The sequence below is a fragment of the Streptomyces sp. NPDC058464 genome, assembly GCF_042721035.1.
In the GTDB taxonomy this organism is placed as follows: domain Bacteria; phylum Actinomycetota; class Actinomycetes; order Streptomycetales; family Streptomycetaceae; genus Streptomyces.
This window is the reverse complement of sequence record NZ_JBHXMA010000030.1, coordinates 24536-39615: the sequence shown is the minus strand read 5'-3', so window position 1 is coordinate 39615 and position 15080 is coordinate 24536. Positions and strand designations below refer to the sequence as shown.

At 69.3% G+C, this 15080-nt stretch carries 14 protein-coding genes; 7 read left to right on the top strand and 7 right to left on the bottom strand.

The window, feature by feature from the left end:
* Window positions 1-17: 17 nt before the first annotated feature.
* Together ACFWPQ_RS33905 and ACFWPQ_RS33900 are read right to left on the bottom strand one after the other, a co-directional pair.
* Window positions 18-164, bottom strand: coding sequence for a hypothetical protein (locus ACFWPQ_RS33905; RefSeq protein ID WP_384043256.1), 147 nt, complete (start codon window positions 162-164; stop codon window positions 18-20).
* 18 nt (window positions 165-182) lie between these two features.
* On the bottom strand, window positions 183-1772 hold the full coding sequence (locus ACFWPQ_RS33900) for a glycoside hydrolase family 32 protein (protein ID WP_384043253.1): 1590 nt from the start codon (window positions 1770-1772) through the stop codon (window positions 183-185).
* Window positions 1773-1922: 150 nt separating this feature from the next.
* Between ACFWPQ_RS33900 and ACFWPQ_RS33895 the strand changes: the two genes are divergently transcribed.
* The 4 genes from ACFWPQ_RS33895 to ACFWPQ_RS33880 are packed head-to-tail and all read left to right on the top strand — an operon-like array spanning window position 1923 to window position 6577.
* Window positions 1923-3332 (top strand): extracellular solute-binding protein, encoded by a 1410-nt coding sequence (locus tag ACFWPQ_RS33895; protein ID WP_384043251.1) that lies wholly within the window; start codon window positions 1923-1925, stop codon window positions 3330-3332.
* Window positions 3329-4294 carry a carbohydrate ABC transporter permease gene (locus tag ACFWPQ_RS33890; RefSeq protein ID WP_384043248.1) on the top strand — a complete coding sequence of 322 codons (966 nt, stop codon included), beginning with the start codon at window positions 3329-3331 and terminating at the stop codon, window positions 4292-4294. Before ACFWPQ_RS33895 ends, ACFWPQ_RS33890 begins: the two co-directional genes overlap by 4 nt.
* Before the next feature lie 22 nt (window positions 4295-4316).
* Window positions 4317-5189: a carbohydrate ABC transporter permease gene (locus ACFWPQ_RS33885; RefSeq protein ID WP_384043245.1), complete on the top strand. Its 873-nt coding sequence runs from the start codon at window positions 4317-4319 to the stop codon at window positions 5187-5189.
* Window positions 5186-6577: a glycoside hydrolase family 32 protein gene (locus ACFWPQ_RS33880; protein ID WP_384043242.1), complete on the top strand. Its 1392-nt coding sequence runs from the start codon at window positions 5186-5188 to the stop codon at window positions 6575-6577. The genes ACFWPQ_RS33885 and ACFWPQ_RS33880 overlap by 4 nt, the downstream gene beginning before the upstream one ends.
* Here ACFWPQ_RS33880 and ACFWPQ_RS33875 read toward each other — a convergent pair.
* Window positions 6540-7604, bottom strand: a complete 1065-nt coding sequence (locus ACFWPQ_RS33875; protein ID WP_384043239.1) for a LacI family DNA-binding transcriptional regulator — start codon at window positions 7602-7604, stop codon at window positions 6540-6542. The genes ACFWPQ_RS33880 and ACFWPQ_RS33875 overlap by 38 nt on opposite strands.
* Before the next feature lie 199 nt (window positions 7605-7803).
* Here ACFWPQ_RS33875 and ACFWPQ_RS33870 point away from each other — a divergent pair, with 199 nt between their 5' ends.
* Window positions 7804-8076 carry a hypothetical protein gene (locus ACFWPQ_RS33870; protein ID WP_384043236.1) on the top strand — a complete coding sequence of 91 codons (273 nt, stop codon included), beginning with the start codon at window positions 7804-7806 and terminating at the stop codon, window positions 8074-8076.
* Between the two features lie 922 nt (window positions 8077-8998).
* On the opposite strand, the gene ACFWPQ_RS33865 is transcribed toward ACFWPQ_RS33870, so the two are convergent.
* The 3 genes from ACFWPQ_RS33865 to ACFWPQ_RS33855 form a co-directional block, all read right to left on the bottom strand.
* The gene (locus ACFWPQ_RS33865) at window positions 8999-10018 is read right to left on the bottom strand and encodes an alpha/beta hydrolase family protein (RefSeq protein WP_384043234.1); all 1020 of its coding nucleotides are present in this window, start codon (window positions 10016-10018) and stop codon (window positions 8999-9001) included.
* Window positions 10019-10067: 49 nt separating this feature from the next.
* Window positions 10068-11120, bottom strand: a complete 1053-nt coding sequence (locus ACFWPQ_RS33860; RefSeq protein WP_384043231.1) for an amidohydrolase family protein — start codon at window positions 11118-11120, stop codon at window positions 10068-10070.
* A 65-nt stretch (window positions 11121-11185) separates the two neighbouring features.
* On the bottom strand, window positions 11186-12790 hold the full coding sequence (locus ACFWPQ_RS33855; RefSeq protein WP_384043536.1) for a bifunctional 3-(3-hydroxy-phenyl)propionate/3-hydroxycinnamic acid hydroxylase: 1605 nt from the start codon (window positions 12788-12790) through the stop codon (window positions 11186-11188).
* 239 nt (window positions 12791-13029) lie between these two features.
* Here ACFWPQ_RS33855 and ACFWPQ_RS33850 point away from each other — a divergent pair, with 239 nt between their 5' ends.
* On the top strand, window positions 13030-13977 hold the full coding sequence (locus tag ACFWPQ_RS33850) for a LysR family transcriptional regulator (protein WP_384043228.1): 948 nt from the start codon (window positions 13030-13032) through the stop codon (window positions 13975-13977).
* 285 nt (window positions 13978-14262) lie between these two features.
* Here ACFWPQ_RS33850 and ACFWPQ_RS33845 read toward each other — a convergent pair whose 3' ends face one another.
* Window positions 14263-14394, bottom strand: a complete 132-nt coding sequence (locus ACFWPQ_RS33845; protein ID WP_384043225.1) for a hypothetical protein — start codon at window positions 14392-14394, stop codon at window positions 14263-14265.
* Window positions 14395-14480: 86 nt separating this feature from the next.
* On the opposite strand from ACFWPQ_RS33845, the gene ACFWPQ_RS33840 reads away from it, so the two are divergent.
* Window positions 14481-15056 carry a TetR/AcrR family transcriptional regulator gene (locus ACFWPQ_RS33840; protein ID WP_384043223.1) on the top strand — a complete coding sequence of 192 codons (576 nt, stop codon included), beginning with the start codon at window positions 14481-14483 and terminating at the stop codon, window positions 15054-15056.
* Window positions 15057-15080: the final 24 nt, after the last annotated feature.

Below are 15080 nucleotides of genomic sequence, written 5' to 3'. Positions count from 1 at the left end.
CGGAATGCGGTGGAAGGTCAGGACAGCCTCGTCGGCATGAGCCGTACGGCGCAGACACGGCCGGCGTTCGGCTTCGCCGCGTCAGCGGGGCGGAGCGCGGATCCCTCCAGGGTCTGGCGGCCCGTTCCGGTGTTGCCGATCGGGTTCACGTGAATGGTGTGCACCCGCCCCCCTGGCCGGCCTCACACCGAGAACTCGCGTATCACCGTGTTGCGGAACACCGCGCTGCCGCCGATCGTGAACAGTGCGAGCCGGGTGTCCAGCAGGTACGGGAACACCTGGCTGGTGTGCACGTAGCGGCCATCGTCGACGAACATCTCCACCGACGTGCGGTCCACCAGGATGCGCAGCTTCACCGTGCCGGCGGACGGGTCGAACGGGGTGTGGCTCTCCTGCCACTTGCCGGACGTGTCGGCGTTCACCGTGCCTCGTCGGTTGAGGAAGGCGTAGTCGGCGTAGATCCCGGCGTCGATGTGCCGACCGCCGTCGGGTGAGCGCCTCAGCTGGAGTCCGGCGCCGGTGAGTTGGGACCAGGTGATCTCGGTCGTCACCTCGTAGGAGATACCGGTGTAGTCGAGCACCTTCGTGCCGTTCACGGTCACGTCGCCCAGGTTCACGGTGCGGGAGACATACGAGTCGAGACCGGCGACGGGCTGGGAGGCGAGGTAATAGGTGGTGTCGGACGCCTTCTTCAGGCTGATCTCGCGGACGACGGAGTCGGTGCCGTTGAAGCCGTCGCAGTCGATGGTGGGGGTGGTGTTGGCGTAGTCCCAGTTGTTCAGCCACCCGATCGCGTACCGGGCGGCCGCGTCCACCGCGCCGCTCGCGTCCCGCTTCTCGAAGGTGACGGCGCCGTACCAGTCCCAGCCGTGGTCGAGCCACTGCGGGTCACTCGCGTCGGCGGTGAACGCGCTGCCGTCGAAGGAACCCGTCCAGTAGGCGTACGTGTTGGGCAGCCCCGAGCCCTTCCCGTTGGCGCTCGCGCCGAGCACCCATTTCACGGTGCCGTTGCCGGCGGTGATGCGGAACAGGTCGGGGCACTCCAGGACGCCGATGCCGTCGTGGACGAAACCGCTCACGTACGTCCAGGACTTGAGGTCGTCGGAGTGGTAGAAACCGATCTTGTCGTTCTCGGCGAGGGCCATCACCCAGCGGCCCCGGTCCTCGTCGCGGATCACCTTGGGGTCGCGGAAGTCGGCGACGCCGGGGTTGGGCAGGACGGGGTCGGTCCCGTAGTTGTCGAAGGTGAGACCGCCGTCCGTCGAGTAGTAGAGGAACTGCTCCTGGTGGTCGGTGCCGCCGCCGGGGGACATGGTGACGATGACGACGACCGCGCCCGCGCCGAATCCGGCCGTGTTGCCGATGTCGACCACCGCCGAACCCGACCAGAGATCGCCGCCCGGCGTGGTGTCCTTGGGCACGGCGACCCCGCGGTCGGCGAAGGAGACCAGGTCCTCGGTGGTGGCCAGGCGCCACGCGGTGCCGACGACACCGGTGAAGTAGTCGGCGTTGTAGAGGTAGTAGTAGTGGTACTCGCCGTCGATCCAGACGGGCCGCTGCGGGTCGTTCTTCCACTGGTCGGGGACCGTGAAGTGGTACCCGGCGCGGTAACTCGCGCCGCTCGCCGCGGACTTGGTCCTGCTCTTGGTCGTGGCCCCGGGCTTGGGCTTCGGGCCGGCCGTGGCCGCTGCGGTGGGCAGCAGCGCGGCGGCGGTGCCCGCCGCCGATCCCGCGAACAGTGATCTCCTGGAAATCCCCGATGTTCCGGGCATGACGCATCGTTCCTCTCGTGCGGCTCATGTGAACGAGGACTGTAGACCTAACTCGTTAAAGGTCAAGCGTTCCCGACCCTTGACAGGCCCGCCGCCCGGTTCCCATCATCTGGGGCATCAACCCTGAACTAACACGAGTTAGGCCCGTTGATGACTGACTCGCACCTCCCCCGCCGCACGCTGCTGCGGTACGGCGCCTACGGGGCCGGGGCAGCCGCCCTGGCCGCGACCGCCGCGAGCTGGGACCGGCTCACGGGAGCCGACATCCCCGGCCGTGACGACGGCTCCCTCGTCGTCGCCACCCTCGGCTCCGCCTTCGACCCGGCCACCGTCGACGCCCTCACCCAGGGCTTCCACCGGCTCCACCCCGACATTCCGCTGCGGGTGAACGCGGTGCAGGCCGTCGACTGGTCGGATTTCTTCGCGAAGATCCTCACCCAGATCGCCGCGGGCACCGCCCCCGACCTGGTGTATGTGGCCACCGAGGGCGTGCAGTTGTTCGCCCGGCGACTCGGCGTGCCCCTGGACCGCTGGGTGCGGCGGGACGCGGCGGAGTTGCGCAACTACTTCGCCGACGTCCATCCCTCGCTGGTGGAGTCGATGATGTACGAGGGCAACCTCTACCAGCTGCCGATGGAGTTCAACGCCGCCGACATGTACCTGAACAAGCAGGTGCTGAAACGGGCGGGCGCGGGTTTCCCGGGGGCCGACTGGAGCCGCGACGACTTCACCTCGCTGCTGCGGGAGATGAAACGTGCGGGCGACGCGCACTTCACGCCGTACTTCTGGACCAACCGGCTCTGGGGCGGCGTGGTGCCCTGGCTCTTCGCGAACGGCACGAACCTGCTGAAGGAGTCGAAGGCGCCGGGCGGCTCCTGGCTGTGGGACACCTTCTACCCGGCCGCCGACCGGCAGGGGCGCGGCGGGGGCTTCCGCTGGACGACCCCGCAGGCCACCGCCGACCGGGTCGAGGAGGCGTACGACTATCTCGCCTCCCTCGTCCATGAGGACCTGTGCACCCGGCCCGAGGGCGGCAACGGCAGCAATCTGGTCGGCGTGTTCTCCACCGGCCGCGTCGGCGTCACACCGGCGGGCGGATTCTGGGCGGGCGGCCTGCATCTGGCCGGCATGCGGGCCGCCGACTACGACGTGCAGTACTTCCCGCGCTGGCGTACCCAGCGCCACCAGTTCGGCGCGGCGGGCTACGCGCTGCTGCGCACCTCGAAGAAGCAGGAAGCCGCCTGGGAGTTCATCAAATACGCGGCCCGCAAGGACACCATGACCCGGCTGTTCCAGAGCAACCAGACCACCCCGGCCCGGCGTTCGATGCTGACCGCCGCACGCTACGCCGCGAGCGGCCCGGCCCACTGGCGGGTCTTCTACGACACCCTCGACCGGTTTCCCGACACCGGCCCGATCCCCGCGCCGCCGCAGGTGGCCGAGGTGACCGACGTCCTGCTCAAGTACACCGGCACCGCGCTGGCCTCGCCGCGTGCGGTGGGTCCCGCGCTGCGCCGGATGCAGGGCGGCCTGGAGCAGGCCATGGAGCGTGAGATATGACGAACACTCAGGTCCCGAACTCCCAGGCCCCAACTGTACGTTCGCGGCCTGCCACGCCACCGGCCGTCGCCGTGCGGCCGTCTGTCCGCGACCGCGGCGCCCGGCTGCTGGCCGCGCTGTTCCTGACGCCCACGGTCGTCGGCATCGTCGTCTTCACGGTCGTGCCGATCATCGGGTCCATCGTGCTGAGCCTGTTCCACTGGAACGTGATCGACCCGCCCCGTTTCGCCGGCGGCGCCAACTACCGCACGACCTTCACGGACTCGACCGTCCTGGTCTCCTTCCGCAACACGCTCCTCTTCATGGTCCTCGCGGTCGCGCTGCAACTGCTGATCGCGCTGACGCTGGCGCTCGCGCTGAACGGGCGGATGCCGGGGTGGCTGCGGTCGGTGTTCCGTTCGGCGTTCTTCTTCCCGCTGGTGCTGTCCGCCGCTTCGATCTCGGTGGTGATGAAGTACCTGTTCAACCAGGACTTCGGGGTGGTGAACTGGTTGATCGGCCTGGTCGGCGTCGCGCCCGTGCCCTGGCTGACCTCGGAGCACGCGGCGATGGCCACGGTGATCCTGGTCTACGTCTGGCAGCAGTTCGGTTTCTCGTTCCTGCTGTTCGTCGGCGGTCTGAACAACATCCCCAAGGAGATCCACGAGGCCGCCGCTCTCGACGGCGCGACCGGCCTGCGCAAGCACCTCGGTATCACGCTGCCGCTGCTGTCGCCGACGCTGCTCGTCGCGTCGGTGGTCGGCATCATCAACGCCCTCCAGGTCTTCGAACAGCCCTACGTCCTCACCGACGGCGGACCCGGCGACGCCACCCGCACCGTGGTGATGGTGATCTACGAGAGGGCCTTCGAGCAGCTCGACTTCGGCGAGGCATCCGCGGTGGGCGTGCTGCTCTTCGTACTGATCATGGCGGTCACCGCCCTCCAGTTCCGGCTCAGCCGGCGTTTCGTCCACTACCAGTGAGCCGGTGAGCCGCATGAGCGCTATGAGCCAAGCAACCCCGACCCTCAAGGCGACCCCGCCCCTGGGCCGCGTACGGTACTCGCTCGCCCCCTGGACCCGGATCGCCGCGCTGACCGTGTGTGCCCTGCTGACGCTGGGCCCGGTCATCTGGACCGTCGCCACCTCGCTGCGCACTCCGGCCCAGTCCTTCGACCTGCCACCGCAGATCATCCCGACGCACCCGACGATCGCGGCCTACCGTGGGGTCTTCGATCAGCTCGACGTATGGCTGCTCGCCCTGAACTCCACTCTCGTGACGGCACTGATCGCCGTAGGCCAGATGATCACGGCGGGCCTGGCCGGCTACGCCTTCGCGCGCCTGGAGTTCCGCTTCAAGAAGCCGCTCTTCGGTTTGGTCCTGGCAACCATGATGGTGCCGTTGCAGGTCACCATCGTGCCGGTGTTCCTGGTGCTGAAGTCGATGGGCCTCACCGACACGCTCCTCGGCCTGATCATCCCGGCCTTCCCTACGGCCTTCGGCACCTTCCTGATGCGCCAGTACTTCCTCGGTATGCCGAAGGACCTGGGCGAGGCGGCCATGCTGGACGGCGCGGGGCCCTGGCGGATCTTCCGCTCGGTGTACGCGCCGCTGGCCGCGCCCGGCCTGGCGATCGTCGGCGTACTGGCCTTCAACTACCACTGGAACGAGTTCTTCCGCCCGCTGATCCTGGAGACCTCCGGCCAGAACTACACGCTTCCGCTGGGTCTGGTCTCCCTGCAGGGCAACCTCGGAACCGGGTCGATCTCGGTGGTCCTGGCCGGGGTCGTGCTCTCGATGCTCCCCGCCCTCGCTGTGTTCCTCGTCGGCCAGCGCCCTCTGCGTGAGGGCATCACCTCGGCAGGAGTCAACCGTTGAGCAATGACCCCGACGTGCCGCGTTTCAGGGTCCGTCCGCCCGTCGGCTGGATCAACGACCCCAATGGGCCGTTCCATTGGCGGGACCGCTACCACCTCTTCTACCAGCACAACCCCGACGCACCGGTGCACGCGAACGTCCACTGGGGTCATGCCTCCAGTGCCGACCTCGCGCACTGGGAGCACCACCCGATCGCGCTCACCCCGACGCCCGGCGGCCCCGACGAGGCCGGCTGCTGGTCGGGCTGCGTGATCGACGACGCCGGCACGCCGATCGCCGTGTACACGGGAGTCGGCCGTGCCCACGCCGGTCTCGGCGCGATCTGCCTGGCGCGGGCGGCGGACCCGGACGACGAGCGGCTGACCGAGTGGAAGCCGCTGCCGACGCCGGTGGTGGCGGGGCCGCCGCCGGGACTGGACGTGGTGATGTTCCGTGACCCGTTCGTCTTCCACCACGCGGACCGGCGCTGGGCCCTCGTCGGCGCCGGGCACGCCGACGGCACGCCGTCGGTCCTGCTCTACGACTGCGACGACCTGACCGACTGGCGGTTCGCCGGTGTGCTGCTGGACGGCAGGGACCCGGTGGCCGCGGGCGTGTTCGGCGACAAGTCGGTGGGCTGGGAGTGCCCGCACCTGTACCGGACAGCGGGCGGCGACCACGTACTCCTGGTGTCCCTGTGGGACGGAGACCCCTGCTCCACCGGACACCTGACGGGCCGTCTGGAGCCGGACAACCAGGGCGCGTTGATATTCGAGCCGCGTGCCGGCGGCCGGCTCGACCAGGGGCGGGACTTCTATGCCCCCGCCGTGCTCCAGGAGCCGGACCGCGCCCTGCTGTGGGGCTGGTCGTGGGAGGCCCGCCCGCAGGAGGAGACGGACCGGGCCGGATGGGCGGGCGTACTCACGGCACCCCGGGTGGTCGACGTCCACCCCGACGGTTCACTGCGGGTGAGTCCGGCCCCGGAACTCGACCTGCTGCGCCCGGCCGAGCCGTTCGTCACCGCGCCGGGCCGGGTTCCGCTTCCCCACACGTACGACCTGACGGTCACCGCAGGTGAACCGACCACCGTAAGCCTGCTCCGGGACGCGGCTGGCCGGGAGCTGACCGTCCGGGCGGACCCTGCCTCGGGGACCGTCGTCCTCGACCGCAGCGCCTGGCCCCGGACCGGCAGGGAAGGCTCCGCCCCGATCACCGTGCACGTGCCGAAGGGGCCGGAACTCGCGCTCCGGCTGCTCGTCGACGGCTCGCTCCTCGAACTCTTCGTAGGGGAACGGGCCATGGTCACCGAGCGCGTCTACCGGCGCCCCGGCGACATCGCCGAGCTGGTCGTCGACGGGCCGGGCGCCCGGGTCACCGGGTGGGCGCCGGACCCACGGAGGCGCGGCTGACCACAGGGCAGGCCAGGCGTCGGACGGTCGCGGGCGGCGTACGGCCGGCTTCGATGGCGTCCAGGAGCAGCCGGGCCGCCGCCTCGCCCATCGCCCGGTGCGGCAGCGCGACCGAGGTCAGCGGCGGTGTGAGGAACGCGGCCATGTGCTCCTGGTCGTCGTAACCGACCACGGACAGATCGGCGGGCACGTCGATCCCGAGCCGGGTCGCGGCGTGCAGGACGCCCGCCGCGACCCGGTCGTTGTAGCACAGGACGCCAGTGGGGCGACGGCCCGGCTCGACCCCGTCGAGCAGGCGCAGCGCCCCCGCGTGTCCCGCGGAGATCTCCCCGCCGCCGCGCACGATCCACCCCTCGGGCACGGTGACGCCCTCGGCGCGCAGCGCGTCCCTAAAGCCGCGGGTACGTTCCACCGAGGCGATGTCGTCCAGACCGCCGATCACGGCGAGCCGGCGGTGGCCCGCACCGAGCAGCAGCCGGGCCGCGGTACGGCCACCGGCGCGCTCGGCGGGGACCACGGCGGGCAGTGAGCCGTCCTCGGGCAGGCAGTTGGCCAGCACGGAGTGGGTACGGTGCAGGCCCTCGGGGACGCGGACGCGGCGCAGTGACATGGCCGCGTAGATGATGCCGTCCACGCGCCGGTCGAGCAGTTCCGCGACGGCCGCGTCCTCCTTGGCCGGGTCGCCGCCGGAGTCGACGGTGAGGACGAGATGGTCGCTCTCCCAGGCGGTCTCCATGGCGCCGCGCAGCAGCCGGCCGGCGAACGGCGAGGACGCGATCTCATCGGTGACCAGCCCGATCACGGCCGTACGGCGACGGCGCAGACCGCGGGCCACCGGGTCGGGGCGATAGCCCAGCCGGGCCGCGGCCTGCCGGATGCGTTCCTGGGTGGCGGGCGAGAGGTTGCCCTCGGCCCGTCCGTTGAACACGAAGGACACCGCGGTGTGCGACACGCCGGCGAGCCGGGCGACGTCCCGTGACGTCGGGCGCCCGGTGCCCGTGCTCCTGCTCTCCTCGGCACCGCCCACGCCGTCCGCCGTCCTCGCCCAGCCCGTCCCTGTCGATCACCGTCCACCCTATCCGCGGGGAGCGCCACGGCACACCGGAGATCCTCAGGGCGCCACGGCGTGGGCGTCCGATCTGATCACCGGATGCCCCGGAGGGCGGGGACCGCTTCGGACCGGGCGTAAGCACGTCATCCGCCGGCGATGCCGGCCCACCGGCCCGGTGGAGGACAACAGGGACCGGACCGCGCAAGCCGCTCACGACGACCGGGCTGTGGTGGCGGACCTGACTGGCGCCCTCGCCGAAGGTGACGTCCTTGGTCGGGTGGACGGTGTTCTCGATGACCCGGTGCGCGCGTCCCCGGGCCGCGATCTTCCTCGCGGTGGCCTGCTCGGCGTGCAGACCGGTGACAGCGTAGGCGGTCTCGGCCTGCCGCTCCTTCTCGCCGATGCGGCGGCGCTCGCGGCGGATGCGCACCACCTGACGGGCATGTAGGAAGCCCACTCTGCTGACGGTGACGATCTAGACTCCGCAGATCTCTTCCCAGCTCTCCCGCGTTCGCGGGCACAGTCCAGAACGGGGACATGACTCCAGGCCGACGGGCTCAACTGCCGTGCCAGGGACGGCTGGTCGCTCTTCTCCGCCAACAGGTAGCGCGCGCTCGGCAGTCTTCAACAAGGTAGCTGGCCCCGGTCCGGCACCCACCGGCCCATGGCCAGCATCTGCGCCGAACGCCGTCCCAGCTCACCTCGCCCTCATGCCCCATTATCGCCCCACTTCATAGCTATTTACCTCGGCCCCAGTCCGGCCCCAACCAAGTGGGCAGCGGCCTCAAGGACTGCCACACCTGCACTGACGACTTCCCTGATCAATTACAAAGTCGCAGGTCAGAGGATCGATGGCGACCCAAAGCGGACCAGGCGGGCGCAACACTTCAGTGAAGTAGGCAGCAGACTCAGTCCGTTCGGGCAAAGTTGACGATCAGACACCGAAACATGAACGTTCCCGCCACCCAGGGCCCTGCACTAGTGGGCCGGGGGACTCGAACCCATTCTGATGACGCTTGTCACCTGCGGTTCCGTCGGAGGGACGGACACATCCATCCGTTTGAGTCGCCCTCCGTCCCCCTGGATCCGGTCGAGACGGAACCCGTGCGGCGATTACCGCACGGTTGATTCGAGCATCGAGCCGACCGCGGGAATAGCGCAGACACACCGGCACCACTCTCAACGCCTCCACCCTGCCTACTCAGGGCGTCGGCTTTTGGAATCCGTTGGCCCACGCGCTGCTCCGACCACGTCGACTACTCTCCGTAACAGATGAGTGTGGGGGGCGGACCGTCGGTAGCCCGGACAACCAGGACGTGCCCATCTGCTAGTTGATGAAGCCGCGGCCAGAGGAGGCAAGGACGAAGACCTCAGCGCAGGATGTCGCAGAACCAGTCCGCCACGATGGCCGTTCGTTCGGCGGCGTGGTTGTAGAGGGTGTGCTCACCGTCCGCCCAGACCCTGAGGGTCGCGTCGTCCGCACCGTCGAGGAACGGCTGCTGGTCGTCCCTGGTGATGAGTGGGTCGGCCCCGCCGTGGAGGACCAGGAGCGGGCACGCGAGACGGTCTCGCTCGGGCCGGAAGGCGAGAGCGTCGAAGACCTCGCCGATCCGGGCCGGGTCCGGGCTGCCCACCATGGCAGCCGCCTGTTCGGCCGCCGTTCGAAACGTCGGTATGCCGGGGTGTGCCCAGGCCCCGTTGACGCAGCACGCGGTGAAGCGCCGGTCCCTGGCTGCGGCCAGCGCGGCCGGGAGGCCGCCGAAGCTGTTGCCCCAGACGCCGAGGCCGGCACCAAGGTCGCCGCGGGCCAGCAGGTGATCGGCGAGCGCCGAGAAGGCCCGGTGCACGTCGGCCTTGAGGTGGAGGCCGTGCAGCAGACGCGTCTCTCCCTGCCCGGGTATCTCGGCCAGCAGCGTCGCGATCCCCCGGTCGGCCAGGGCTCGCGCCGCCGGGAAATAGGCCGGTCCCCAGCCACTCTGCCCACCGACCAGCACGACGGTCGGCGGCGAGTTCGTGAGCGGTGGGCGGACCAGCCAGCCGGCCAGGGCGGCGCCGTCGAAGGGAACCGTGAGGTGCTGGACCGCGAGCCGGGTGTCCAAGGCGGCGGCCCGCCCGAACGCGTCGACCAGCCAGCAGTACAACTCGCGCTTGCGGTCGCCGTCGAAGTTGTAGGCCAGCTGGGAGAAGACCAGGCAGACCGCGGCCGACCGGTAGGCCTCCACGGCCGTTTCCCGGTGGCCGCGGTCGGTCGCGGCCACCGCCCGGTCCAGATGGGCATCCGCGAGTCGTACGGCGACGGCGTCCCACGATCCACCCCGCTCGCTCTCGCGGTGGATCGTGGTCGCGTCGTGGTAGCTCATGCCGTAGTCGAGCATTCGCGTGACCGGCATGGCCCGCCGGAGCGCGGCCCGATACGCATCGCCGTCGTCGGGCCGGGGCTCAGTCGGCGGAGACTGCATCGAGCTTGAAGAGGCGTCGGGCATTGGTGCTGGCGATCTTCACCCGGTCCGGCTCGGACACCGGCATGGTGGCGAGGTACTGGCAGGCTTCGTCGTACGACTCGTAGGGGTGGTCGCTGCCGAACATCAGCCGATCGCTGCCTACGGCGCTCAGGCAGGCCAGCAGGGCCGGGTTGAAGAAGTTGCCGCTGCAGTTGTACCAGCAGTTCTGGACCAGGTACTCGCTCGGTTTGCGGTCGAGATTGGGGTGATCGCCGAGTACGTCGATGTACGGCTTGATATAGGGGAAATCGAGGCGGTACATCCAGAAGGGCAGCGCTTCGCCGCAGTGGCCGAGCATCAGCTGAAGATCCGGGTAGGTGTCGAAGACCCCTGCGTAGATCATACGGCTGACCTGGACGGCGACTTCGTGGCCGAAACCGAGTCCCGGCCCGGAGAGCGTCCAGCCGTAGCCCAGGTAGGGGGCGAGCATGGTGCCCAGGGGAAGCGTGGGGTGGACGTTGATCGGGACGTCGAGCCGCTGCGCCGCCTCGAATATCGGCCAGCAGCTGCGGTCGTCGAGGTATCGGTCACCGACATGGGAGTGGATGTTCACGCCCCGGAAGCCGAGCTCGACGACGCACCGCTCCAGTTCCCTCGCCGACTCGTCACCACCGAACGGGGCGAGCGTGGCGAACCCGATGAAGCGGTCCGGGTGGCGTGCGACGGCGGCGCCGAGCACGTCGTTCGCTTCGCGGGCCTGTTTCAGCGCCAGGTCGAGTTCGAACACATCGGTGCCGGGAGTCGTGAGGGACACCACCTGCGCGGCGATTCCGTGCTGGTCCATCAGCGCGATCCTGCTGTCGCCGAGGTCCAGCAGGTTCTCCTCAAGCACCGCGGGATAGGCGATGGCCACATCGGGCGCGGTCGGTTCCGGGAAGTACTTGCGCAGACCGCCGTGCACCTCTTGGCGGGGCGGAGTCTTTCGGCTTCGAAGCAGTTCGAGGAACCCGTCACTGAAGTAATGGGTCTCGCAGTCGATGATCCCGTCCATGTGCCTTCTTTTCCTCAAGTGATGTGATCGACCGGTGCCGCCACCGGTCGGCGGCGGCACTTCGCTCATGCCAGGGCCTGAAGCCAATGTGGTTCCAGCTGCCGCCGCAGCGACTCGACCAGGCCTTTCACGCCATCGACGCGGGAGGCGCCGTAGACGTAGAAATCAGGGCGGACGAGAACGACGTCGGCGTCGAGTTCGTCGAACCATCGCGTCGCGACGGCGTCCAGGTCGATGACCGCGCCGGGGACCTTCGCCCGGGTGACCTGGATGGTGCGCGCGTTGAGCGTGTCCAGCCAGGACAGTTGTTCGCCACTCAGCCCGAGCGTGGCGGGTGGCACCCTGCTCAGCAGCGTCCATCCGGTGCCGACGACGTCGTCGAGTCGTCCGGTACGGCCCTGGTGGTGGACCCGAGGCTGGACGCTGAGCGTCCCCGCCCCCGGTGTCGGCCGACCGTCGGCCCCGCGCTGCAGGACGCCGTCGGTCAAGATGGGGAATTCGGGGAGCGGCGGCACCTGGCCGGTCCTGAACGCCTCGTCCCGTGCGGCGGCCTGCTCCGGATCGGAGATGCAGATGATGCGTCCGAGTTCCACCGATATCGTGATCACGGTCTGGACATGGGGCAGGCGCTCGGCCGTGTAGTGGTCAAGGAGCGAGTCCTCGGCCCGTCCCGACAGCACAAGGTCGAGCTTCCAGGCCAGATTGGCGGCGTCCCGCAGACCCGAGCACATGCCCTGCCCGAGGAAAGGCGGCATCAGGTGGGCGGCGTCGCCGATGAGCAGGATCCGGTCATGGCGCCAGGAGGCGGCGTACAGCGACCGGAAGGTGTACACGGTACGGCGGATGATCGTGGCGTCGTCCGGGGTGACCTTCCACCTGGACAGCAGCTCCCAGCACCGTGACTCGCGGGTCATCTCCTCGGGGGTCTCTCCGGGCAGGAGCATGAACTCCCAGCGGGAGTGTCCCCGGCCGAGCCAGCGGAACAAGGACACCGGGCGCTTCGGGTCGCAGTACTGTCCGGCGCCGGGCATGTCGATGTCGAGGTCCGGGTCGTGCGGTTCAATGTCGATGACCAGCCAGTTCTCCTGGAAACCGCGGTCGACCCATGGGAGGCCGGCCTCGCTCCGGACCGTGGAGTTGGCCCCGTCGGCACCGACGACGAACCCTGCGGTCACGGTGCGGACCTCGCCGTCGGGCACCCAGGTCCCTTCGATGACCGTTCCGTGCGCCAGGTCGACCTCGGCATGGTCGTCGAACTGCCGTATGCCCGTCGCCGCCCAGCCGAAGTTCAGCTCCACGGACGGGTGCCGGCGGACCGCAGCGAGCAGGGCGTCCTGCAGATCCGGCTGGAACAGCAGGTAGTCGGACTTCCAGCCCGACGGCGCCGGCCGGTCCCAGTCCATGCTGAGCAACAGTTCGCCCTTGCCGTTCAACCAGTCGTAGCTGGCCAGGGAGATCGCGTGCGGCTCGAAGTCCTCAGCGGCGCCGACGGACTGCAGGATCCGCATGATCTCGTGATCCACATGGCCCGCCCGGGGCAACGGATACACGCTGGGCCAGCGCTCGAAGACGCCGACACGATGCCCTTTCTGCCCGAGCAGGGCGGCCATGGTCTGACCGGCGGGACCAAAACCGATGTCGACGACGTCGTAATCCCAGGGCGTTGTCACTTCACTGTGCACGACACCTCCAAGGGGAAGGAAGAAGGAGCCAGGACCTGCCCGATGCGGCTACGGGGGCAGCGGGAATTCCGATGCTCGGGTCACACCGCGGCCAGGCGTGCCGAGCGGCCTCGGAGTGGATCGGAACGAGGCCGGAAACAGAGCTTCACCGCTGCGAGGGGATGTCGTCCAACACTCTTGACCAGCCACTAACAGAAACCTATGGTCACGGACCGATGGACTTGGACATGAGACTGGTGCGCTCCGCGGTCGTCCTCGCAGACGAACTGCACTTCGGTCGTGCCGCGACACGGCTGTCGATCGTTCAGCAGACCCTGTCAGCACAGATCAGCCAGCTGGAAACGCGGTTGGGCGTCGCGCTCTTCGTCCGCGACCGTCGTCACGTCGAGCTCACCCCGGCCGGCGAGTTGTTCGTCCGCCGTGGGCGGGAGCTGCTGGCCGAGATGCAGGATCTTCTCCAGGAACTGCGACTCGCGGCCCCGCCGCTGCGTCTGGATGTGGTCTCGGAGGGTCTCACTCCGGGAGTCATCGCCCGGGAGCTGGGACCGAGGATGACCGACGTGCAGTTGCAGGTCGTCCAAGGCCAGGGGCTCACGGCGAGTCTCTCAGCCGTGTCCGACGGCCGTGTCGATCTGGCGTTCGGCCGGGTGTGCGGACTGGACAAGCCGCTGCCTCCAGGACTGGCCCATCGCATGGTGCGGCTGGAACCCCTCGGGATCGTCCTGCCCGCGGACCACGAGCTGGCGGCACTGAAGCAGGTGCCCATGGCCGCCCTGGCTGCCCATCCACTGGTCCTGCACACGGCGGAGGAGGCGGCCGAGTGGGAGGACTGGAACGAGAAGGTCACGGAGCACTTCGGCCTCACCATCGGCTGGCGTCTGCACGGCCACGGCCGGACCGCGGCGAACGTGGCGGTCCTGTTCCACCAGGCGCCCGCGTTCGCACCGCTGGAGGCGCCTTTGTTGGAGGGCGTCGTGGTAAGGCCCGTGGTCGAACCGGTTCCGCTGGCCCGGGTCTCGGTGGTCTGGCGGTCCCAGAGGCATGCCCCAGAACGGTTGCGGAGGGCCATCAGCGCCATTCAGGAGATCAGCACCGGCCACCGTTGGCTGACCTTGCCGACGACGGATTACTGGCTGCCCGAAGCCGACCGCCCCAACCCCATGGGCCGTCGGTAGCCCGTGCCGCCCGGCCGGGAACCAGGTCGCCGGGTGCCGCTGACTGCACTGTGCCGCCCGCGACCGCCGGTGGGAATCCGGTCGGCCGAGTGGTTCTAGCGTTGGCGCGTCGCCGGTGACTGGGATGCGACGGGTGACGTGGTCAGACCGCTGGCCGGCAGGATCTCCGCCATCTTGCGCCGACGCCGTTCGAGCAGATCCGCCGCACGCTGCGCGTTGGCCGCCAGGGCCGCCTCGGCGATTGCGGCGTGCTCGACCTGTGTCCCGCTGTTCGCGGACGGCCGGTTACGCCCAGCGGCGGTAGGGCTCCGAGACGCCGTACAGGTCGGCCCGGATGTCCACCGGCACGGGGCTGCCGCATCCGCTTGCCAGGGGGGTGCGGAACACCGCGTGTGCCTTCGACCAGTCGTCAGTCATCTCCGTTGGCCTCGCCGCCACCGGGCTCCGGTCCAGCCGCGAACCTATTTTTGACCCGCAGGTCTAGAATCGGTTAGCGTACCGATATGGGCAGACCGAAGAGCTTCGAGCCGGACGCCGTGGTCAAGCAGGCCATGGAGACGTTCTGGACGAACGGCTACGGCGGCACCTCTCCCGCCGACCTGGCCGAGGCCACCGGCGTGGCCAAGGGGAGCCTGTACCACGCCTTCGGCTCCAAGCGCGAGCTCTTCGCCAAGGCGCTCGACCTGTATGGCCGTGCCGGATCCGAGCTGATCGAGGAGATCCTCTCCCGGCCCGGGACTACCCGGGACCGGATCCGCGCCTACCTGGTACACATCGTGGACATGGACCTCGAGGGGCCGGTCCGGCGTGGCTGCCTGGCCGTAAATACCGCGCTGGAGTTCGGCGGTCGGGACGAGGAGGCACTCCACGCGGTGCGCCGCATACAGGAGCGCAGCGTCGAGGTGCTCGCCGCCCGGATCGAGCAGGGGAAGCGGGACGGCGACGTCGCCCGCGGGGTCGATGCCCAGGCGCAGGCCCAGTTCCTCATGAACACCATCGTCGGGTTGCACGTCATGGCCCGGACCTTCCATGGACCGGCCCTCTACCGGATCATCGACACCGCGCTCGCAGGCCTCTGATCCCTGCCCCACCGTGCCCGAACG

Bases quoted from the DNA above. Each gene is read 5' to 3' on its own strand.
- ACFWPQ_RS33845 (WP_384043225.1), bottom strand. From the start codon at position 14,394: ATGACTGACGACTGGTCGAAGGCACACGCGGTGTTCCGCACCCCCCTG.
- ACFWPQ_RS33860 (WP_384043231.1), bottom strand. From the start codon at position 11,120: ATGGACGGGATCATCGACTGCGAGACCCATTACTTCAGTGACGGGTTC.
- ACFWPQ_RS33890 (WP_384043248.1), top strand. From the start codon at position 3,329: ATGACGAACACTCAGGTCCCGAACTCCCAGGCCCCAACTGTACGTTCG.
- ACFWPQ_RS33850 (WP_384043228.1), top strand. From the start codon at position 13,030: ATGAGACTGGTGCGCTCCGCGGTCGTCCTCGCAGACGAACTGCACTTC.
- ACFWPQ_RS33895 (WP_384043251.1), top strand. From the start codon at position 1,923: ATGACTGACTCGCACCTCCCCCGCCGCACGCTGCTGCGGTACGGCGCC.
- ACFWPQ_RS33865 (WP_384043234.1), bottom strand. From the start codon at position 10,018: ATGCCGGTCACGCGAATGCTCGACTACGGCATGAGCTACCACGACGCG.
- ACFWPQ_RS33900 (WP_384043253.1), bottom strand. From the start codon at position 1,772: ATGCCCGGAACATCGGGGATTTCCAGGAGATCACTGTTCGCGGGATCG.
- ACFWPQ_RS33885 (WP_384043245.1), top strand. From the start codon at position 4,317: ATGAGCCAAGCAACCCCGACCCTCAAGGCGACCCCGCCCCTGGGCCGC.
- ACFWPQ_RS33840 (WP_384043223.1), top strand. From the start codon at position 14,481: ATGGGCAGACCGAAGAGCTTCGAGCCGGACGCCGTGGTCAAGCAGGCC.